General features: G+C 69.6%; 13 protein-coding genes and 4 pseudogenes. 11 read left to right on the top strand and 6 right to left on the bottom strand.

Features of this window, described 5'->3' with window-relative positions:
• The first annotated feature begins 142 nt into the window (after window positions 1-142).
• The 5 genes from AC3ET4_RS26000 (at window position 143) to AC3ET4_RS25980 (ending at window position 6,489) form a co-directional block, all read left to right on the top strand.
• Window positions 143-1,318, top strand: coding sequence for an ROK family transcriptional regulator (locus AC3ET4_RS26000; RefSeq protein WP_431953489.1), 1,176 nt, complete (start codon window positions 143-145; stop codon window positions 1,316-1,318).
• Between the two features lie 8 nt (window positions 1,319-1,326).
• Window positions 1,327-2,640: an ABC transporter substrate-binding protein gene (locus AC3ET4_RS25995; RefSeq protein WP_431953487.1), complete on the top strand. Its 1,314-nt coding sequence runs from the start codon at window positions 1,327-1,329 to the stop codon at window positions 2,638-2,640.
• Between the two features lie 20 nt (window positions 2,641-2,660).
• Window positions 2,661-3,629, top strand: a complete 969-nt coding sequence (locus AC3ET4_RS25990) for a carbohydrate ABC transporter permease (protein ID WP_431953485.1) — start codon at window positions 2,661-2,663, stop codon at window positions 3,627-3,629.
• Window positions 3,626-4,555: a carbohydrate ABC transporter permease gene (locus AC3ET4_RS25985; protein ID WP_431953483.1), complete on the top strand. Its 930-nt coding sequence runs from the start codon at window positions 3,626-3,628 to the stop codon at window positions 4,553-4,555. Before AC3ET4_RS25990 ends, AC3ET4_RS25985 begins: the two co-directional genes overlap by 4 nt.
• A 65-nt stretch (window positions 4,556-4,620) precedes the next feature.
• Complete coding sequence (locus AC3ET4_RS25980) at window positions 4,621-6,489, top strand: alpha-galactosidase D (protein WP_431953481.1); 1,869 nt, start codon at window positions 4,621-4,623, stop codon at window positions 6,487-6,489.
• A 60-nt stretch (window positions 6,490-6,549) separates the two neighbouring features.
• Here AC3ET4_RS25980 and AC3ET4_RS25975 read toward each other — a convergent pair whose 3' ends face one another.
• Entirely contained in the window at window positions 6,550-7,866 is a 1,317-nt protein-coding gene (locus tag AC3ET4_RS25975) for an ATP-binding protein (RefSeq protein WP_431953497.1), read from the bottom strand.
• Between the two features lie 265 nt (window positions 7,867-8,131).
• Here AC3ET4_RS25975 and AC3ET4_RS25970 point away from each other — a divergent pair, with 265 nt between their 5' ends.
• A complete protein-coding gene (locus AC3ET4_RS25970; protein ID WP_431953496.1) occupies window positions 8,132-8,812 on the top strand; it encodes a hypothetical protein in 681 nt (226 codons plus the stop codon).
• 19 nt (window positions 8,813-8,831) lie between these two features.
• Here AC3ET4_RS25970 and AC3ET4_RS25965 read toward each other — a convergent pair whose 3' ends face one another.
• From AC3ET4_RS25965 to AC3ET4_RS25955, 3 genes and pseudogenes are all read right to left on the bottom strand, one after another.
• Complete coding sequence (locus AC3ET4_RS25965; protein WP_431953479.1) at window positions 8,832-9,461, bottom strand: hypothetical protein; 630 nt, start codon at window positions 9,459-9,461, stop codon at window positions 8,832-8,834.
• A gap of 277 nt (window positions 9,462-9,738) precedes the next feature.
• Window positions 9,739-10,158 (bottom strand): CoA-binding protein, encoded by a 420-nt coding sequence (locus AC3ET4_RS25960; RefSeq protein WP_431953477.1) that lies wholly within the window; start codon window positions 10,156-10,158, stop codon window positions 9,739-9,741.
• Between the two features lie 301 nt (window positions 10,159-10,459).
• Window positions 10,460-11,330 (bottom strand): annotated as a pseudogene (locus AC3ET4_RS25955) (AraC family transcriptional regulator).
• Window positions 11,331-11,677: 347 nt separating this feature from the next.
• On the opposite strand from AC3ET4_RS25955, the gene AC3ET4_RS25950 reads away from it, so the two are divergent.
• The 3 genes and pseudogenes from AC3ET4_RS25950 (at window position 11,678) to AC3ET4_RS25940 (ending at window position 16,079) form a co-directional block, all read left to right on the top strand.
• The gene (locus AC3ET4_RS25950; RefSeq protein WP_431953476.1) at window positions 11,678-11,947 is read left to right on the top strand and encodes a hypothetical protein; all 270 of its coding nucleotides are present in this window, start codon (window positions 11,678-11,680) and stop codon (window positions 11,945-11,947) included.
• 317 nt (window positions 11,948-12,264) lie between these two features.
• Window positions 12,265-12,668: pseudogene (locus AC3ET4_RS25945) on the top strand (DnaB-like helicase C-terminal domain-containing protein); the annotation flags it as partial.
• A 162-nt stretch (window positions 12,669-12,830) separates the two neighbouring features.
• Window positions 12,831-16,079: a hypothetical protein gene (locus tag AC3ET4_RS25940; protein ID WP_431953474.1), complete on the top strand. Its 3,249-nt coding sequence runs from the start codon at window positions 12,831-12,833 to the stop codon at window positions 16,077-16,079.
• A gap of 221 nt (window positions 16,080-16,300) precedes the next feature.
• Here the strand turns inward: AC3ET4_RS25940 and AC3ET4_RS25935 are convergent, their stop codons facing one another.
• Window positions 16,301-16,744 (bottom strand): transposase, encoded by a 444-nt coding sequence (locus tag AC3ET4_RS25935; protein ID WP_431953472.1) that lies wholly within the window; start codon window positions 16,742-16,744, stop codon window positions 16,301-16,303.
• Between AC3ET4_RS25935 and AC3ET4_RS25930 the strand changes: the two genes are divergently transcribed.
• Both AC3ET4_RS25930 and AC3ET4_RS25925 read left to right on the top strand, forming a co-directional pair.
• A complete protein-coding gene (locus tag AC3ET4_RS25930; RefSeq protein WP_431953470.1) occupies window positions 16,718-17,674 on the top strand; it encodes a reverse transcriptase domain-containing protein in 957 nt (318 codons plus the stop codon). The two genes, AC3ET4_RS25935 and AC3ET4_RS25930, sit on opposite strands and share 27 nt — an antisense overlap.
• A gap of 328 nt (window positions 17,675-18,002) precedes the next feature.
• Window positions 18,003-18,172 (top strand): annotated as a pseudogene (locus AC3ET4_RS25925) (ISL3 family transposase); the annotation flags it as partial.
• 910 nt (window positions 18,173-19,082) lie between these two features.
• Here the strand turns inward: AC3ET4_RS25925 and AC3ET4_RS25920 are convergent.
• A pseudogene (locus tag AC3ET4_RS25920) lies at window positions 19,083-21,415 on the bottom strand (hypothetical protein); the annotation flags it as partial.

The raw sequence follows: 21,415 nt of genomic DNA, 5'->3' as shown, positions 1-21,415 counted from the left end.
CAGCCAATCCTTACCTTGGATCAGATGTCAACACCCAGCTCGCCCCGCGCTTTCGAAGTTGACACTCCCTCACTGGAACAACTTCCCAGGAACCTTGCTTATTTTATTGACAGCAGAAAAAAACCTGCCTAGGTTCCCGGCCATGCGCTCGATCCCGCCGGCGGAGGCCTTCCCGGCCCACACGCCGGCCGTCTCCCAGATCTTCACCACCGTCCTGTGCCACGGCCCGCTCACCCGCACCGAAGTCGCCCGACGCGCCGGGCTGTCGGCGGCCGCGGTCACCAAGGCGGTCCGGCCGCTGATCGAGGCCGGGTACCTCGTCGAGGACGTGGACGAGGAGGCGCGCACCTCCCTTGGGCGGCCGGCCAACCCCGTACGGGTCGACGGCGGCCGCGCGCTGTTCATCGGCCTCAAGATCACCGGTGACGAGATCATCGGTGTGCTCACCGACCTGTGCTGCCGGATCCGCACCGCCCGGCACGTGCCGCTGGCCGCCCCCGACCCCAGGGCCGTCCTGGAGGCGGCGGCGGCCCTCGTGCACGAACTGCAGGCGGAGGCCGCCGGTTTCGACGTCCCCGTCAGCGGCGTGGGCATCGCGGTCTCCGGTGACGTGGACCGGGCCGGCGGCGTGGTGCGCTACTCGCCGTTCCTCGACTGGCGCGACATCCCGCTGGCCGAACTGGCTCGGATGACCACGGGCCTGCCCGTGACCGTTGACAACGACGTCAGGGCGCTCACCGTCGCCGAGCAGTGGTTCGGCGCCGGGGTGGGCCTGTCCGACTTCGCCGTGGTGACGGTCGGGGCGGGCATCGGCTGCGGACTCGTCGTGCACGGGCGGGTGGTGTCGGGCGCGTACGGGGTGGCGGGTGAACTCGGGCACCTGTCCATCGACCCGGAGGGACCGCCGTGCCACTGCGGCAACCGCGGGTGTGTGGAGGCGATCGCGGCGGACCCCGCCATCGTCCGAGCCGTCCGCGAGGCGACGGGCGCCCCCGTGGCCGACGCCTCCGAGGCACTGCGCCTGGCCCACGCGGGCGATCCGGGGGCCCGGGAGGTGTACGCGCGGGCCGGCGAGGCGATCGGCCGGGCCATCGGCTCGGTGGCCAACCTTTTCGGCCCGGAGCGCGTGATCATCTCGGGTGAGGGCCTGGTGGCCCACGACCTGTTCGCCGACCAGATCCTCGAGGCGTTCGCCGCCTCCGCCTTCGGCACCGCCGCGCAGTGCGACCTGCGGACGCGGCCGCTGCCTTTCGAGGAGTGGGCACGCGGGGCCGCGGCCACCGCGATCCAGTCCTTCATCAGATCAGACACGTACTAGGAGTAGCGATGACGCTGCAGAGCCGCACCGTCCTGACCACGCCTCAGACCAGCCGCCGTACCGTGGTCGGCGGACTGTTCGGACTCGGAGCCGCGGCACTCGCCGCCCCCCTGCTCACCGCCTGCGGCGGGGGACCGGCGGCCGACCCCAAGACGGTGACCTTCGGATCCAACGGGGCCGACGCCACGCCCAAGGCCGCCTACGCGGCGGTGACCAAGGCCTTCGCCAAGGAGAGCGGCCTGACGGTCAAGACCAACACCGTCGACCATGACAGCTTCCAGAAGGGCATCTCCAGCTATCTGCAGGGCACTCCGGACGACGTGTTCACCTGGTTCGCCGGCTACCGCATGCAGTACTTCGCCAAGAAGGGCCTCGCCGCCCCCCTTGACGACGTGTGGGAGAAGATAGGCGGCGGCTTCAGCGAGGCCACCAAGCAGCTCTCCCGCGGTGAGGACGGCAAGTTCTACTTCGTCCCGCTCTACAACTACCCCTGGGGCGTCTTCTACCGGAAGAGCCTGTTCCAGGAGCGCGGCTACAGCGTCCCGCGCACCTGGTCGGAGTTCACCGCGCTCGCCAAGCGGATGAAGAAGGACGGGCTGTCCCCGATCGCCTCCGGCTACGGCGGCGGCGACGCATGGAGCATCCTCGGCGCCTTCGACTACCTCAACCTGAGGGCCAACGGCTACGAGTTCCACATGTCCCTGATGCGCGGCGAGGTCTCCTGGACCGACAAGCGCGCCGCCACCACCCTCGACCTGTGGCGCGAGATCAGCCCCTACTACCAGCAGGGCGCCGGCGGACGCTCGTGGCAGGACGCGGCGCAGTCGCTGCTGGACAAGAAGTCCGGCATGGCGGTCATCGGCCTCTTCCTCGGCCAGCAGATCTCCGACGAGGCGCTCCGCGCCGACATCGACTTCTTCCCCTTCCCCGAGATCGACCCGGCCAACGGGCAGGACGCCGTCGAGGCGCCCACGGACGGCTTCATGCTCAGCCGCCGCCCCAAGAACGAGAAGGGGGCGAAGGAGCTCCTGGAGTTCTTCGGCACCGCCAAGGCGGAGAACCTCTACATGGGCGTCGACCCCAGCAACGTGGCCGTCAACGCCCAGGCCGACACAGGCTCCTACAACCCGCTGCAGAAGAAGTCCGCCGAACTCATCGCCTCCGCCAAGCACATCACCCAGTTCGCCGACCGCGACAGCGACCCCGGCTTCATCTCCACCGTCCTCCTTCCCGGACTCACCCAGTGGCTGGGCCGCCCGGACGACGGCTCGGCCCTGCTGAAGCGCATCGAGTCGCAGCGCTCGCGCTTCTTCACCTCCTGACCGGACCGGAAAGGTTCACCGTGCCCTCCGCGTCCCCCGCCGCACCGCCCTCGCCCAAGGCCCCCGTGCCCGACGCCACCGCGGCGCCCCGCCGCCCCCGCCGGCTCGGCGCCGGCGACCGGCTCTTCCTGGCCGTCGTCGTCGGCGTGCCGCTGCTCGCCCTGCTGGTCTTCGTCTGGCTGCCGGCGCTGGCTTCCATGGGCCTGTCCTTCACCAGCTGGGACGGCATCTACCTGTCCGACATCCACTGGGTCGGGCTCGACAACTACCACCAGATCTTCACCAACTACCCCCCGTTCTGGCCGGCGGTGCGGAACAACGTCATCTGGCTGCTCTTCACCGCGCTGCTGCCCACCCCGTTCGGGGTCTTCCTCGCGTACCAGCTCGACCGGAAGCTCCGCTTCACCCGCGTCTACCAGACGGCGATCTTCCTGCCGATGGTGCTCTCCCTGGCCGTCGTCGGCCTCATCTGGGAGATCATCTACAACCCCGACACGGGTCTGCTGGACAGTGCGCTGGGCGCGGTGGCACCAGGGCGGCACATCGACTGGCTGGGCGACCCCGACCTCAACCTGTGGGCCGTCCTGGTCGCCTCGGCCTGGCGGCACACCGGTTACATCATGATCCTCTACCTGGCCGGGCTGAAGGGCTTCGACCCGGCCCTGAAGGAGGCCGCAGCCCTCGACGGCGCCAACGGCCGCCAGACCTTCCTGAAAGTGGTCTTCCCCGCCCTCAAGCCGGTCAACGTCATCATCCTGGTCGTCACCGTCATGGAGTCCCTGCGGGCCTTCGACGTCGTCTACGTGCTCGGCGGCGGCGTCGGCAGCAAGCCCGGAATGGAACTGCTGTCGCTGCTGATCACCGACAACATCATCGGTGAGTCCAGCCACATCGGTTACGGCTCCGCCCTCGCGGTCGTCCTGCTCCTGGTCTCCCTCGCCGCCATCGGGACCTTCCTCGTCCAGAACTTCCGCAAGGAGGACCGGTGACCACGACCGCCACGCCGCCGCCCGTCGCCCCCACCCGCCCCCGCGACACCCCGCCGCGCGGCGGTGCCGCGTCCCGGCCCCCGCGGCAGACCGGACGGCACGTGATGCTCGCCGCGATCGCGCTGCTGTGGCTGCTGCCGCTGCTGTGGGCCGTCTACACCTCGCTGCGCCCCTACGAGGACACCGCAAAGCACGGCTACCTGTCCTGGCCGCGCGGGATCAGCCTGCAGAACTTCACCGACGCCTGGAACCAGTCCGGCATGCCGCACTTCTTCTGGAACTCGGTCCTCATCACCGTCCCGTCGGTGCTGGGCACCCTGCTGTTCTCCGCGGCGGTCGCCTTCTTCGTCTCGCGCTTCGACTTCCGCTGGAACATCGCGCTGCTGATGCTCTTCACCGCGGGCAACCTGCTGCCCGCGCAGGTGCTCATCACCCCGCTCTACCGGCTCTACCTGCTGCTCCCGCTGCCGGCGTGGATGAGCGACTCGCTGCTCCTGTACAACTCGACCTGGGGCATCATCGCCATCCACATCGCCTACCAGTGCGGCTTCTGCACCTTCGTGCTGAGCAACTACATGAAGACGATCCCCGGGGAGATCACCGAGGCCGCACTCGTCGACGGCGCCCCGGTGTGGCGGCAGTTCTTCCAGATCATCCTGCCGCTGTGCCGGCCGGCCTTCGCCGCGCTGGCCACGCTGGAGTCCATCTGGATCTACAACGACTTCTTCTGGCCGCTCGCGCTCATCGAGACGGGCGACAAGCGGCCCATCACCTCGGCCCTGGCCAACCTGCAGGGCCAGTACTTCACCAACCCGAACCTCATCGCCGCCGGCGCCCTGATGACCGCCGTCCCCACGCTGCTGGTGTACTTCGCGCTGCAGCGGCAGTTCATCAGCGGTCTGACCATCGGCTCGGGCAAGGGCTGACGCCCCACGGCCCGGGACACCACCCGCACCGCAACCGCCGTACCCCATCCCAGGAGGTCCGACCCATGAGGTCACCCTCACGCTCCACCCTGCCCTCGACCGCCGCCAGGACACTGCTCGTCCTGGCCCTCACCGCCGGCGTGTCGGCCGCCGTCCCGGCCGCCCAGGCGACCGGGCCCGGCAGCGCGGCCGCAGCCCCCGCCGCTGCGAACGCCGGCGTTTCGAACGCCGCCGCCTCGAGCACCACCGCGCACCAGGTCGCCGCCAAGCCCTACATGGGCTGGTCGAGTTGGAGCATGCAGTCCTCCAAGTACCCCGGACTCAACCCCACCGGCGACTACAGCTACCTGACCGAGGCGAACGTCCTCAAGCAGGCCGACGCGCTGGCCGCCAAGCTGAAGAAGTACGGCTACAGCTACGTCAACCTCGACGCCGGCTGGTGGCGCGACCAGTCCTGGAAGCCGGAGTTCGACGCGTACGGCCGGCAGACCCCGGACCCCGAGCGCTTCCCGCGCGGCATGAAGGCGGTCGCCGACCACATCCACGGCAAGGGCCTGAAGGCCGGTATCTACCTGCCCGTCGGACTGGAGAAGGAGGCCTACGGCGACGGCACGGTGCCGATCTGGAAGGCCGCCGGCTGCACCACCGCCGACATCGTCTACGACGACCTGCGCACCACCAACGGCTGGGACAGCTCATACAAGATCGACTTCTCGGACCCCTGCGCCCAGAAGTACGTCGACTCCCAGGCGCGCATGATCGCCGACTGGGGCTACGACTTCCTCAAGATCGACGGTGTCGGCCCCGGCTCCTTCAAGAGCGGCGACAACTACGACAACCGCGCCGACATCGCCGCCTGGCAGAAGGCCATCGCCGCCACCGGCCGTCCCATCCACCTCGAGCTGTCCTGGTCGCTGGACATCGGCCATGTCGCCGACTGGAAGAAGTACTCCAACGGCTGGCGCATCGACACCGACGTGGAGTGCTACTGCGACACCCTGGTCACCTGGGAGAACTCCGTCGACGACCGCTTCGACGACGCGGCCGCGTGGAGCCGGCACGGCGGTCCCGGCGGCTGGAACGACCTCGACTCCCTCGACGTCGGCAACGGCGCGATGGACGGCCTCACCCAGGCCGAGCGGCAGAGCTACATGACGCTGTGGGCGATCGCCAAGTCCCCGCTCTACACCGGTGACGACCTCACCCGTCTCGACGACTACGGGCTGTCCCTGCTGACCAACCGCGAGGTCATCGCGCTCAACCAGTCGAGCACCCCGCCAGCCCGCCCGGTCACCCCCTCCGACGACCAGCAGGTCTGGGCCGCGCGGAACGCCGACGGCAGCTACACCGTCGCCCTGTTCAACCTCGCCGACGCACCCGCGGCCGTCACCGCCGACTGGACCTCGCTCGGCTTCTCCGGCAACGCGTCCGTCCGCGACGTGTGGAGCCACCAGAACCTCGGCGCCCACAAGAACAGGATCACCGAGACCCTGCCCGCGCACGGCTCCCGCCTGTTCACCGTCACCCCGCGCGGCGGCCACGCCCAGCCGACGACCGCCTACGAGGCCGAGGCCCCGGGCAACACCCTGGCCGGCAACGCCTCCGTCGGCGACTGCGGCGCCTGCTCCGCCGGCCGCAAGGTCGGCAACCTCTACCTCGGAGGCTCGCTGCGCTTCAACGACGTCGTGGTGAAGAAGTCCGGAACCTACCTCGTCGAGGTCGCCTACGTCAGCGGTGACGCCCGCACCGTCCGCGTCTCCGCCAACGGTGGCGCCGCCACCGGCCACAAGTTCCCGTCCACGGGGGACTGGGGCACCGTCGAGACGGTCCACGTCCCCGTCGCGCTCAAGGCGGGTGCCAACACCATCACCTTCGACAGCGCAGACGGATACGCTCCGGACATCGACCGGATCGACGTGCCGCAGCTGTCCTGACAACCCGTGGGGCCCGGCTCGCGCCGGGCCCCGCGCCGGTTCCGCCGCAGGCCCCGCTCCTCACACGCGGGCGGCTGCGCGCAGATCGTGGTCGAAGGCGCGGATGTCCTCGGGAGTGAGGGTGGTGCGCGTACGGGCGATCGCGTGCAGATAGTCCTCGGTGCGGTGCGTCAGCTCCGCCGCGGTGCGCGGGTCCGTCGCCAGGTGCCGCTCGAAGGCGATCTGCGCGGCGGCCTGGGCCGCGTACTCGATGTCCGCCGGAGTGAAGCGGTCACTCGCCTCGACCAGGGCGTCCAGGTCGATGTCCGCCACCCGGTCCGGCCCGATGTAGCGGATCCAGATCGCCCGCCGCGCTGCGAGGTCCGGCGGGCCGACCGGGATCAGGAAGTCGAAGCGTCCCGGCCGCAGGAAGGCCGGGTCCAGCGAGCGCACCGCGTTGGTCGCGCAGATCAGCAGCCGGCGTTCGCCGCGCCGGAACTGCGGGATGAGCTTGAGGAGCTCGTTGGTCACCCGGTGGGCGAGGGTGGACGGGTCCTGCCGCTCCGAGGCGATCTCCTCCGCCTCGTCGAAGAAGAGCACCACCTGCTCCAGGTGCTCGACCCGGGCGAAGAGCCGCCGCAGCCCGTCCGCCACCCCGTGTGCGTCCTCGGCCAGCTGGTACGGGAGCACCTCGATGAAAGGCCACGCCAGCCGGGAGGCGACCGCCTTGGCGAACGTGGTCTTGCCCGTGCCCGGTGGGCCGAAGAGGACAACGGCACGCGGCGGCACGAGGCGGTAGCGCTCCGCGACCTCCGGATGCTCCAGCGGCAGCACCAGCCGCCGCTCGATGAGCTCCTTCTCCGCGGACATGCCCGCGATGCGGTCCCACAGCCCCGCCTCCGGGACCTCGCCACCGAGCTGGTCCAGCAGCGTGGCCTCCGCGGAGTCGGCGGACAGCACCTTCTCGAAGTAGCTCAGACCCGGGCGGCAGGAGTACCCCGAGTTCCTGAACGCCTGCTCCCCGACCTCGCCCGCCGGCAGCAGCGCGCCGATCCGGCGCACCCCCCTCTCCGCCAGGTTCTCCTCCAGGGCGGCCAGCAGCGCAGAGCCCATCCCGTGGTGTCTCCACTGCCGGGCGATGGCCAACCGCAGCACCCAGGCCCGCTCCTGCGCCATCGAGGACACCGCGGCCCCCACCACCCGGTCGCCGACCATCGCCACCACGGCCGGCGCCCCCGCGCGCAGGGCCCCGACCACCTCCGCCAGGGTCACCGCCGGGTCCTCGGAGGTCTCGCGGGACTCCTCCCAGATCCGTACGACCTGGTCGAGGTCGCGTTCCTCCAGATCCCGAACCCGCCAAGGCGTCATCGCGCTCACCTCCCGACCATTCTGGCCCAGGTCCCGGCGGAACGCTCAGCCGACGCAGACCGGCCTGCCCGGCCTGGCGGGCGGGACGGGGCGTTCGTGCGGCGACCGGCGTCCCAGGGCCGCGTCGATCCCGGCCGTGCCGCCGTTTCGGGTGCGTTTCGGGTGCGTGGAGGCATCTCCGCCCTCCGTAGCGCTTTCGCGTGACCATGCTCAGCAGCACAGGGAGTGCGCGCGGCACCGATCTCCGCGGGGCGAGGGGGCCCGGGCCGGGGATGTCGGAGTCATGGGCTTGGATATGCGGGTGACCGTTCACGACGTTGCCCCACGACTGCCCTCCATCGCCGAACTGCGCGACCACTGCCGCTCGCTGGCGATGCTCGACGCGATCCTCAGCCCCGAGTGGGAGACGCGCTACCACTCCTTCGACGCCGCATGGGACACGGGGGAGGAGATGGCCTCCGTGCGCAACGGATCGGGCGACGAGTACGCGATCGTGTTCTCCGCCGCCGGGGCCTTCGTCCGCGGCTTCGACCACGAGTCGCCCCTCAGTCCCTACGGATCGGAGGACCATGAGCCCTGGCCCGGCGTTCTCGACGAGGTCCCCGATGTGTTCCGTCCGTACGTCGAGGAACCCGCGTTCTGCGACGAGGAGGGGGTGCCGGTCGCGACCGTCTGCCTGTGGCGTGAGGCGGGGGACGACGCGTGGCGGCACGGCCCCGTCGAGCTGCCGCAGGACCGCGAGGACGCCGACGGCGCGGCGTATCTGTTCGAGCTGCTGACCGACCGTTCGCCCGAGGCGTTCCGCGCCTTCGCCGAGGAGTACTACGGGGTACCGGTCGACCTGGACGCCGTACGCCATGTCCAGGCGCTGCGCCCGCTCACCGCGCGGGTCGTCGCGACACTGAACCCGGAGGTCACGCTCGACGAGCTGGCCGAGGACATCGCAGGCATCGGGTACCCGCTGAGCGCGGGCTGACGTGGTCGCGGCGGCCGCGCTACCCCTGGGGCGGCGGCATGCCGATGCCACGGGCCAGCGCGGCGACGACCGGGACGGCATGACCGGCCAGACGTGCCGCCGCCCAGGCGGCGGCGGCGCGGAGGAACCCCGCGAGGTCCCGCTCGGCGCCTTCGATCCCGCGTCGCAGCACGTCGATGTCGACCGCGAGCACCGGACTGTCGTCCCTCTGGGTGTCGACCGTCAACAACACGGTGTCGCCATGCCGTTCGGCGAGCGGTGAGGGGTCGTGGCCGAAGCCGGCATGGCCGGGCCCGTCGAGGACGTCGAACCAGTCGCGCCATTCCTCCAGGCCGTTGCAGCAGCCGGGCCGCAGCACGACTCCTCCCAGGGGGTCGGCGACCTGAAGACCGCCCGGCGCCTGGACGTCCCTCCCGTCCAGCAGTGCTTTCACGAAATACTCGACGGGATCAAGGGGCCGGGTGGGCGGAGCCTCGTCGTCCACCCGTACGTGGTTGTAGGCGGCGATGGTCATCGCGGCCGTGCCGACCTCGGCCTCCGACATGGCGCCATGGAGCGGCATGAAGGTGAACGGTGCGCGCTCGGCCACCGGCCATAGGGCGAAGCCGTCCGCGGTTGCGAGTTCCAGCACGGGCTGCACGACGATCACCGCCGGAGTATGCACCGGCGCGCGCCCGTCCCGCCCTCGGTTTTTCGGCGGCCTCCCATGCCGGCCCGACGCCGCTGCCGACTCCTGGCTGCGGCCGGGACGCCGCGCCGGACGGACCGAGCCCCTCGGTGACGCGTTCGTGGCGGACCGCTGCCGCGACCTGGCCCGCTCGGGATGGCCGGCGGAGAACCCCGGACCCGACCGGCTCGTCGACTACGCCAGGAACCGCCGCGTCGGATCCGCCCCCGAAGCGCCCGCACCAGAGTGCTCCCGTCCGTCAGATGAGTCCCATGCGGGGGATCTCCCGACCCGCGGAGCGGTCCATCACCATGAGCAGGCCCGCGTCGCGCGTCCTGGCGTAGGCGGCCTCGTCGATGACGCCCAACTGGAACCACACCGCCTTGGCGCCGATCGCGACGGCCTGGTCCGCGATGCCCCCGGCGAGGGCGGAGTTGACGAACACGTTCACCACGTCCACCGCGAAGGGGATCTCCGCCAGGGACGCGAAGCCCCGCTCGCCGTGCACCGCCTCGGCCTTGGGGTGCACGGGCACCACCCGCTTGCCGATGCGCTGCAGCTTCGCGGCCACGCGGTAGGCGGCTCGCTCGGGGTTGTCGGACAGGCCCACCACGGCCCAGGTGCCGCCGGTGGCGGTGAGTATCCGCCGGATCGTCGCGTCATCGCCGTAGGTCGTCATGCCCGCCCCCGCCGTGCACGGGCGCCCGCACGAGTCGCCGCCGACCGCGTGATCGCGGAGAGGGCCAGGTCTTCGGGATTCGTCTGCAGCATGGCCCGACACTACCGGGCTGGAATACTGTATGCAATGGTTGTGGGTGTGTCGGCCGTACGGCGCTCGGGCGCGGTACCGGTCGCAACGCGCCTCAGGGCGCTCCGCGCTCTGCCGAAGACCATCCCGTGCGGGGTGCAGGCGGGTGTGACGGAGTGCTCCGGTCGGCGGAATCCGCCAACCGAAGCACTCAACCGTGTCCGATGGTGCCTCACGCCGGTTCGACAGGCAGCCACAGTTCGCACGTGGCGGTACTGAAGTCGTCCGCGCGCTCGAGGACCGCGACGATCGAGGGCCCCGGCCGCAGCCGCCACGGGTTGGAAGGGAACCACTCGGTCGCGGTCGCCGCCCAGGTCGTCTGCAGGGCCTGCGGATGCGGTCCGCTGGTGCGGAAGACCGCCCACCTCCCAGCCGACACCTCGATGGTGTCGAGGTCGTCCGGGGCCGCCGTGTCCTGGGCGAGGGCCACTCCGTGCAGGTAGGTCAGTTCGCTGCCCTCCCCGCCGTCGGGCTCGAGGTCGTCGGAGACCTGCAGCAGGCCTCCCGGTTTCGGTGTCGCCGAGGGCCTTCAGCCGTAGGTGCTCCTCTTGCGGCAGTGCGGCGATGTGCCGCTGGATGTGGGGATTGACGCCCTGGTGGATGAGCGGGACCCGGGCCGCGTGTCCGACGAGCCGGAACGCGGGTCGGTCGATGAGGCGGGTGTCCATGGGGTTGCTCCCTTCGACGGTCAGGCGGAACCTGAGCCGCGGTTGTGTGTGCAAGGGGCCTCCGTCGCGGCGCACGTCACCGGGACCGGCGCCGTGGACCGCCCGGAACGCGCGTCCGAACGCCTCACTTGAGCCGTATCCGTGCCGGACGGCGATGCTCAGCAGATCGCCCTCGCCTCGGACGACGTCGGCGGCGGCAACGGTCATGCGCCGCCGACGCACGTACTCCGACAGCGGCATCCCAGCCAGAGACGAGAACATCCGGCGCAAGTGGTACTCGGTCGTGCCGAGCGTCGCTGCCAGACCCCGGACGTCGGGTTCCTCCGCGAGGTGGTGCTCGACGAGATCGACGAGCTGGTTGAGTGCCGAGATCACGAGGCCTCCCTTTCGATGTCAACCCTGGCAGCGGCCGGCCCGGCCGCACCCGACCGTTCCGGACGGATCCGATCATTCGCCAGGACGGACGAGCAGGCACACAGCACCGCATGGGTTGCGCCCTGGCCCTTGTAGTCCAGCAGGACCTGGGCGGCATCGGATGCTTCGGGCGGGCGGGAGGTGATGAGCGCGTACCAGCCGTCCGCCGCCGCCTCGGCTTGCAGGACCTGCTCGTCGAAGCTCCATTCCAGGGCGGGCCGGCCTAGAACCCGGGTAACGGCCAGACGCCGTATGTCGTCGGCAACTGGGCACTGGACGAGACGCGTCCGGTGGTGAGCGTGCCGAGCATGAAGCCCGGGAAGTACCAGGCCATCGTGATGACCCTGGGCAGCCAGCCGCAGCTGGGGGACTTCCCGTTCTCCCTCCAGGCCAACCTGATCGGCCCGGACAGCACCCCGACGGCCGGCGCCTTCAGCGTGACTCCGCAGCGCGCCACCACGAAGCCCGGCGTCCTGCTGACGCTGACCGCCTCGTGGAGCGGTGTCCCGTCCGACCGCCCCGCCACTGCTTACGTCGGCTACTCCAACGGGGCCGGCACCCTCGTCACCATCGGCTGACGTCACCGCACACCACGGTGCCGGCCCTCCTCGTCCGCCAGGAGGGCCGGCACCGTCGCGTTTCCAGACGGGGCAGCCGAGCCGGCGGCGTACGGCCGGCACGCCCGGCCAGACGTCACGGCTGCGGAGTGGGCCGCCTGGAGGTTACCCAGCGGCTGCTGTCCGCGCAGGCTAAGGTGCCGCCGCACCCACATCCCCAACGCCACCCTCGGCGACGGACTGCGGCGGAAGGTCAACCTGCCCAGCGCCGACCTGGTCGACGCCCTGCTGTAGATCGACGACTCGGTGCCAAGGCCCGCAGTCTGCGCGAGAAGGGCGACCTGAAGCTGCCGTGGTCGACTACCTGCAGCTGGTGCAGTTTGGCGCCGCCCGCCGGCCCGAGAGCCGCCAGCAGGAAGTCTCCGAGATCTCGCGCAACCTCAAGCTCCTGGCCAAGGAGCTCGAGATCCCGATCGTGGCGCTGTCCCAGCTCAACCGCGGACCCGAGCAGCGCGCCGACAACACCCTGGTCGTCTCCGACCTGCGCGAGTCCGGCTCGATCGAGGAGGATGCCGACATCGTGATCCTGCTGCACCGCGAGGACGCCTACGACCAGGCCTCACCCCGCTCCGGCGAGGCCAGCCTCATCGTGGCCAAGCACCGCAACGGCCCCACCGCGACCATCACCACGGCCTTCCAGGGCCACTACAGCCGGTTTGTGGACATGGCCACCAGTTACTGACACCCCTCAGAACGGCACAGACGGCTATCAAAGACCCTGCAAGTAGAGTGTGGTGGATTCCTGAGCACAGGCCTCGGTCATCAGCAGTGGCCCGATTGGTATCGGCCGGTTCAGGCGCTCTTCTTGTGGTTCAGTAGTTGATGTGAAGGGATTTCCGTTCTCGTGGGTCATCGTATTCTTGCCCGGCTGTGTTTCGAGATGCCCTCGCCCGTGGGGGACGTCCTCGCCGGGACCGGCACCCTCGATCCCGCCTATCTCACTGCTTTCATGGAGCACGTCCAGCAAGCGGCCGAGGTCTACCAAGACGTGGTGGCCGGTCCGCCCCAGGGGATGACGGCGGAACAGGCGCTCAGAGCGCTCACCCGGATCCCCTCGCACCGCCTGACCGCCGTCCTCACGCGCGACGAACGCGACCGCCTCCTCCACACCGCGCATGGATGGGAGGTGGAGGATCGACGTACCGGATCGAACGAGCAGCACACACCGCTGGCGGGATCGTCGAGGCGGCGCACACCGCAGACCCCGGCCGCTGATCAGGCTGAAGCAGAACTGGTCGACACCGGCCACCCCGGCCGCCATCTGTCCGAAGAACTCGACGAGGAGTTCGCCGCGGTTGCTGTGCTGGACCATACGACGAGTTCCTCCCTCCAACAGATCGAGACAGCCACCGGAGATTTCGTCTCGGTTCGCCTCGCGGGGAGCGACGAATCGCTACGGGACACGCCTCGCTCTCTGCGCGACGCCACGGCAGACATGTCACGTCACGACGCCCAGACATCGAGCCGCCCGAACACCCCCGCGTCCAACAGCGTTGCCGGCCGGCGCGAACAACCCCCCTCACCTCACGCGTTCCTGGACACCCCACGCGGCCGCGCCACCACGCCCCAGCCTGCCGACACCAGCACCACCGGCCCGACCACTACCACCCCAGAGGGCCTGACCGGCCTTTGGCAGCGCGGTGAAGAACCGGTCGCGTTCCTCCGCGACGCGGTCGATACCGCGGTCAAGCAGACCGCGGGGCGGGCCGGCATAGGGATGGACGCGTTCACCGCCGATCCCAACGTGCTCAACTGCGTCTCCCTCATGGAAGCCCTGCTCGAGCGGTTGCACCCAGCAGAGATCCACGCGGCTCTGCCGGGCCGCCACGCGATCCGCCCGGCCACCACCGTGGACGACAGCGCCGCCGGCTCCCACCGGGCCGAGGACCGACTCGTTCCGGGCGGAACGTGGATGCCTGTGTCGACCGTCGACCAGATCATCACAGCACTGCACCAGGCCGGCCGCGGAAGCACAGCCCTCCTCCTCGAACAAGGAAGGGACGACATCGGGCACGCCCTGCTCTACGCCCACATCGGCACTGACCCGGCCACGGGACTGCCCCACATCGTGCGCGTGGACCCCCAGGCGTCCAACACCGTGGAAGCACTGAACGATCAGGCTCGACGATGGATTCGGGCCGGACGCGGCACCCGCATGACCGTCATCGACCCCACCGGCCGGGCAGTCGACATCGCCGCCCTCCCCGTCCAGCCCCAGTCATCCGCCCCCGCCCAGAGCCTGGTCGACGCACCTACGAGCCACCACTACGGCATGCTCGGCATGGAGCTCGAAACCGAGTTTCCAGTCTCGTCGGATTCCAAAGAATCTTTGATGAGTACCCGAACGCTGCAACTCGTGGCAGACGAGGATCTGAACGGCCGATCGATCGTTGAGATCACCTCTCGTCCGATGAGGGTCCACAGCAGGGAAACAGCAGGATTCTCAGCGAACGAAGTGTTCGCCGACGTTGCTGTGGTCCTGAACCGGCTGAGCAGTCTCTCTTCAGAGGAGGGGCGATCGCTCTCTGACGTGTTCCCGGAGAGCGAGGGTTTCAGGGTCGCGGAGGGAGTCGACGCCACGGTCTTCGGCAACGACGACCCGCCAGACGTGGCCGAAAAGCTCAGCATCCACTTCACCGCAGGAGTTCCGCTGACCGGCCTGCACGCCTTCCTCGAATTCACGAGAAAAGAGGGGAGGGCGCGGGAAGTCGTTCCCGTGATCCGGAAATCGATGGCGAACCTCGATCACGGCATAAAATTCGGCAGCAAAGTGGGATTGGAATACTTGCAGCAGCACAGGGGGCGCGGCGAAAGTCGAACTACCGCAATGGAATCCCGTATGCTCTCCGGTTTCACCGCGCTCGTCTACACGCACCTCGCTGCCGTCCTGAGGTATTACTACGTCGAGGTCACTGAAGTGGACTCCGAGGTGGTGGCGAAGAACTTCACCCCGATCCTCAGCCGCAACCCGCTGTCGGCCATAAGGGAAGCCCTCCCTCCGCGCGTCAACGAGTACTTGAAGAATAAGGCCGAATACATCCGCAGAGACATGGAGGATCATTTCACCGAATTCAACCGGGCGGTAGCGTTCGTCCTCCGGAATAAGTACAAGCAGCAGAATCCCAACCTCACCCTGCTGGATCTTGTGCCGCACGCGCCGGACACAATTCAACCCCTGACGCACTACGTACGAGACGCGCTGGATCCGGAGTACGGCACGATAGTCTCGCCAGACAACACGTTCGGCACCATGACGACATTCGAGAAGCTGGACAATAGCGGCGCTGGCATCCCTCTTGTGCTGCTCGAAATAAGGTTCTTCGGCGCGGATCCCAAGCCCGACCTCCAGACCGTCCGTCAGTACTACGACAAAATAGCCAGCAGACTGAGCGACCTCTACGACCAAGAGGCCCTCTTCCAGTCGCGGAACCGAAGCACTCAACCTCTACCGGTGGGTGAGAGCAACACCGTGCCCGACCCGTACATCGGCCGGGTAGAAATCGAAAACTCCCGCACCAACCGCCTGAACCGCGAAGTATTGCAGACGAAGCTCGACGAACTGCCCGCCGGCGATCCACGACGCATCCGCATCCAGAACGTCCTCGACACACACCAACCACGCACCGATACCGCTCCACAAGAAGACGCCGCCACCGGCGCCACACCCCCATCGCAGGAACGAACGACCGGCGCGCCGGCATCGGCCAGTACAACCACTTCCCCTCGCCTCGACACCGCAGAACCCGCCAGCACCCAGGTCCAGGCAACAACACCGCAGAACCCGGTGCACGACCCGGTCCAGCCATTTCGCCAGGGCCCCGAAAGTCACCGATACCTGCTCGACACGAGCATGCTGCCGCCCACCGGCACACCCGAGTACACCGAATACGTCAAGGCCGGGGCAGCCCTGCTCAGCGCCCCCGCAGAACAAAAGACCCAGCCCATCGTGTCCATCGCACCGGAACACCGGACCGACCCCCAGGCCGCCAACCGCGCCATCGAATTCATCAACGCCGTCGTCCACCTTCCCCACACCCCCACCACCATCCAATTCGACCTCGGAAAAGACACCACCATCAACATCTGCGAATAACCCAGGGAGTGTCATGAATCAGGTGGGCACCCGTTTAGAAGGGACTGCTGACCTCGATTCTTCCGAGGGCTGGCGGTGACGGCGTGAGCGGCTTGGTTGCCCGGTATGTCCCATGCTGTGTCGGGACTGGCCGTCCATGTCGCTGCGGGTGCGTCGGGTTCCGCGGGCCGGGGTCCTGCCAGTCTGCTCCTTCCTGGTCCTCGTCGGGTGGTGGCCGGCCGTCAGGTGAGGGCCGGAAGCTGGGTGGCCCGTTGCCAGGCGGTGGTGAACGTCGGCGCCCATGACCAGGCGCGGTCGGGGTGGAGGGTGCGTCTGCGGGCGTGGGTGGTGAGGCGGGCGGGCAGGTGGTAGAGCTTCCTGCGGATCGTCTCGGGCTCGGCCTTGGCCGGCTCGGGTTCGTCGTGCAGGAGGAGGAGCCGGGTCCATGCGTCAAGGTCGGCAGCGATCGTGGCGGCCAGGACCCACGCGGCGTTGATCTGCCAGGACTTCGAGGGCAGCAGTCCGAGCCCGACCCGTTTGATCGCTTTCACGCGGTCCTCGACCTCAGCGTGGTCGCGGTAGAGGGCGTCGACGAACCACACCTGCCCGGAGCCGGGGACGCCGGACAGCCCGCGGTGGCCGTGGTGGCCCGGCATTTGATGCGAAGGGTGGAGCCAGTTTTCCATCCGGACAGCTTCGGATACCGGCCAGGTCGGTCTGCCTTGGACGCGGTAGGAAAATGCCGGGAACGCTGTTGGAAAAGGGACTGGGTGGTGGAGTTCGATATCGCCAAGTTCTTCGATAGTGTGCCCTGGGACCTGCTGGTCAAGGCGGTGGAAGCGCATACCGACGCCGTCTGGGTGAAATTGTATGTTCGGCGGTGGCTTGCCGCCCCGCTCGTCATGCCCGACGGCTCCCTGCTGGAGCGGGAGCGGGGGACCCCACAAGGTGCCCCGGTTTCTCCTGTCTTGGCGAACCTGTTCCTGCACTACGCGTTCGACACATGGATGGATCAGAAGTTCCCGTCCGTCTGGTTCGAACGCTACGCGGACGACGCGGTGCTGCACTGCGTCTCCGAGCGCCAGGCCCGCTATGTGCTGGCCGCGCTCACGGACAGGATGGTCGAAGTCGGGTTGCAGCTGCACCCGGACAAGACCCGGATCATCTACTGCAAGGACGGTCGCCGCCGTGGCGCTTACGAGCACACGGACTTCACCTTCCTCGGGTACACGTTCCGCGCCAGGAAGAACCGGAGTCGCCACGGGAACCAGTTCCTGGCGATCGACCCGGCGGCCAGCAAGGACGCCCTGAAGAAGATAGGGCGGGAGTTGCGGTCCTGGCACCTACACACCCGCTCGGAACTGTCCTTCCAGGAGCTCGCCCGCAGAATCAACCCTGTGGTGGCGGGCTGGATCAACTACTACGGGCGTTTTCGTCCGTGGGAGCTGGACCCCATCTTGATGCGCATCAACGCCTACTTGGTGCGTTGGATCCGCCGAAAGTACAAGCGGCTCGCGGCCAGACGGAAGGCCATCGCGAAGATGCAGGAGATCGCCCAGCGATACCCCCGCATGTTTGCGCACTGGCGCTACACCGTCAACGCCGTCCAGACCTGACGATCAGAGCGACAAGAGCCGTGTAACGGGCGACTGTTACGCACGGTTCTGTGAGAGCCGGGAGGTGAGATCCCTCCCGGCTACTCGGCGGGGGCACCCTTCTACTATCAGGGCGTCAGATCAGGGGCCAGCCAGCGTCGTAGCTGAATTCACGAGGCTGGTGGCGGGCGGTGGGCCGGTGGCCCCACCGCCAGGGCTTGGGCGAGGTCCGGGGTCGGGCGGTTGGTCGGGTTGTGACCGGTTGGGGTGCATAGCAGAGCAGGCACGGGCTTCGTGATCATGGGAGTGTCGAAGATCAACGATCATGAGGTGGCCCGTGCCTGCCGCTGTGGTGCGGGCCCGGACGCCGCTGGACACCGCGGTCTGCCAGGTGTGCGGGGCCTCGTCGGGCCGGGTGCACGGCTGTCACTGCGGACGGTCGCCGACGTTCCGGGCGACGGGTGGTGTGTACGGGTGCGGCGTCTGGTGTGCCCCACGCGTGGCTGCCTTCATACCTTTGGCGTCGTCCTCGAACTCGCCGCGGAGTCGCGCCGCGGCGAAGACCGCCGCGGAGGCCAGCAGAAGCAGCGCCAGCGGCGCCCAGGTCGCCGGCAGGGACCACATGGGCCAGTCGTTGGCCGCCTGCACCCAGAGCGTCACGATGGCCGCCACCGCCATGGCGACGCCGTGCCACCGCACCGCGCGCGCCGCGCTCGCGTGGCGCGGTCCCCGCGCGAGGAGAGGCCACAGCGTTCCGACGAGGCCCATCAGACCGAACGAGAGACCCGCGAGCGCCCCGCCGAGCCGGTCCTCGGGCCACTCCAGAGGGCCGTCGCTGGTCTCCTGCCAGCGCCCCGCCGCGTCCCGCAGGTCGACGAGCCGCCCCCGCCACACCACGCCGACGACCTCGTCACCCTCCTCCAACCGCGACAGCACGGGACCGGTCTGCCGGAACGTCACGTACCACGGCTCGCCCGACGGCGGTGTCAGGACGGCTCCGGGCGACTCGCTCCGCGAACCGCTGTGCGTGTCCGCCGACCGCACGGTGAAGCGCTGCTCCCACCGGCACTCCGACGCCTCGACCGGCACGGAGGCACACGCCGGCGCGGCGCGGAACTCCCGCTCCCGCTCCAGTGCCCGGCTCGTCTGCACGACCATCGCCACCCCGACGGCCAGCGCCGCCACGGCTGACAGCAGCCATACCGTGGCCCGTGCCCACGTCTTCTCCGCCGACGCCACCTCGCCCCCCTCACGCCCGTGCTGTCTCACGGGCCCATCCGATCACGGAGTGCCGGTGGCGGCCCAGGCCCGCTCCCGGCACCCGGCGAGCACCTTCGATTGCCGGTCCGGGGCGATGAAGGGCCAGGGAACGACGACGCGACCGGCCCCTCCCGGAGGAGGGACCGGCCGCGCGGTGCGTGCAGCAGGATCAGGCCAGGCCGGTCGCCCGGATCACCGTCTGCGTCACCGTGTTGCCCTGCTTGTCGGAGGCCCGCACGCGCAGCGACAGGAACTCCGCCCGCCGTGGCGCGTCCAGCCGGACCCGGGCGGCGCCGTCGGCCGCGCCGCGCAGCGTGAGCTTGCGCCACGTCCGGCCGTCGTCGTAGGAGACCTCGACCGCGTCGGTGCGGACCTTCGCGGCCGTGACACCCGGCAACTGCGCGGGCATCACCGTGAGTTCGGCATCGCGTCGGGCGGCGCCCGCCGCGTCGGTGGTGATCCCGTAGTCGAGCTGCAGCAGCGGCAGCACCTGCGGGTCGTCCGTGCGCGGCGTCGCGGAGGTGAAGCCCCACTCGGTGCGGGTCGCGGTGGAGTACGGGTACCCCTCCGTCCGCTCGGTGGACGTCACCAGCCGGTAGTGGCCCGACGCCGCAGGGACGTCGCCGCCGAGCCACCCGCCGTCGGTGCGGGTGACCAGGGCGTCGCCCTGGTAGAGCTCGTTCACCTGGGAGGTGGTGCCCGGGCCGATCACCCCCGCGTGGTCGCGACCGCCGTCGCCCCAGGCCGGGATGGCCACGTCGAGGACGTCGCCGTTGCGCTGGGGCAGCCGCTGGCTCTCGTTCATGCGCGGGTGCTCGACGGGCCCGAACCACTGGACGTCGGTAGTGCGCCCCGCGGGGTAGCCGACCAGGCCGGAGGACTGGATCGAGCGGATGCCGTTGGCGGCCTCCTCCATCCAGGTCGCCTCACCGGAGGGGGTGACCCAGTCCGTGCGCTCGGCGCCGGCCGTCGACAGCCGGGTGCCGCCGACCTTCGCCCCGAGGTAGGGCTGGATGTCGTAGCGGAACTCGTCGACATCCGTGCCCGGTTCGCTGCGGAAGCCGACGTCGACCCGGGCCAGGTGGTGCTCGGCGGGCGCGTAGGTCTGCTTCTGCGGGATCGTGCGGTGCCAGGTGTGCACCAGGTCGTACAGGTAGTCCGTCTCGGCGTGGCCCACGACCCGCATCGGCACGGAGCCGGTGCGGCTGTCCTGGATGCGGCCGATCAGGGTCTCGCCCTCGGTGCGCGAGATGCCCGCGACGACGAGGTCCGTGCGGCGGACGGGCTCGCGCAGCCGGCCGTCCAGGTCGTTCACCATGACCAGCACGGCGACGCCTGCCTTCTGTGCAGCGGTGACCTGCTTGTCGCTGCCCGTGTAACGGACCACTGCGACCTTGCCGCCCACGCCCGCGGCCGCGTACTCCGCCGCGGTGCCGCTGCCCGCGAAGACGGTCGGCAGCGTCTTGGCGCCCTCGGTGGGGCGGCCGGAACCGGGTTGCAGCCACAGGTCGTCGAAGACCTGGTCACCGGAGGAGAGCGCCAGCAGCGGCTGCTGCATGCGCCAGCGGACCGTGTACGCCAGGTCGCCGCCGGCGGCCTTCGGCATGGGCAGCGCCCACACGCTGTCGAAGCCGGAGCCGAGGGTCGTGGTGTCGGTGACCGCCGGGGAGCCGTCCTCGAAGGACTGGGTGAAGTCCATGCGGATGTCGCTGTCCGTGGACGTCTTCGGCGTGACGACCTCGGTTCTGCGCAGCTTCGTGCCGTCCAGGGTCGTGTCGGTGTCGGCGTTGCCGACGACGACGCCCGTCCTGGCCAGCAGCGCCCGCCCGTAGGAGGACTCGCCGTGGACGCCGCGTACGGCGCCCCACGTCCAGACGGTGTACGTGCCCGGCGGGACGACGGTGTCCAGCACGCCGTCGAGGTCGGTCCACAGCATCTGCGCGTACTCGTCGCCCTTGCGCTGGTACAGCACCGGGCCCACCAACGGGTCACCGGCGCGGTCGGTGACGTGGATGCGCAGGTGGTGGTACTCGTCGCGCGTGCTGACCGCGAGAAGGGTGCGCGTGACGGCCTTGCCGTCGACGACGCCCTCGACGTGCCCGGTGAAGCGGGATCCCGCCGGAGCACGGTCGAGCGTGGTGGTCACGGTGGTGGAGGCGGTGCCGTGGGCGGGCACGGTGATCTGACGGTCCGCCACGCTGAACAGGCCGTCGGGAGCGCCCGGGGCGTCCACCCGCGGCGCCACGGTGACGGCGGTGTCAGCGGAGTTGGCCCATTCGACGGTACGGGTCACGGTCCCTCCGGCTGCCCCGCCCGGAGGGTGGATCCCGGCATCGGCGGTGGCGGTGGCCACGAGCGTGCTGCTGGTGGCGGCCACCGCGTCCACGCGTCCGTTGCCGCCGGAGTCCGCGGGGATGTTCGGCGTCGCCACGGACGTGGAGACCAGGGCGTCCTTGATCCGGGACCCGTTCCAGTCGGGGTGTGGGGGGGCCACCCCAAAAG

The organism is Actinacidiphila sp. bgisy167 (assembly GCF_057707665.1).
Note: the sequence above shows the minus strand (reverse complement) of the source record. Positions and strands in the feature narration are given on the sequence as shown.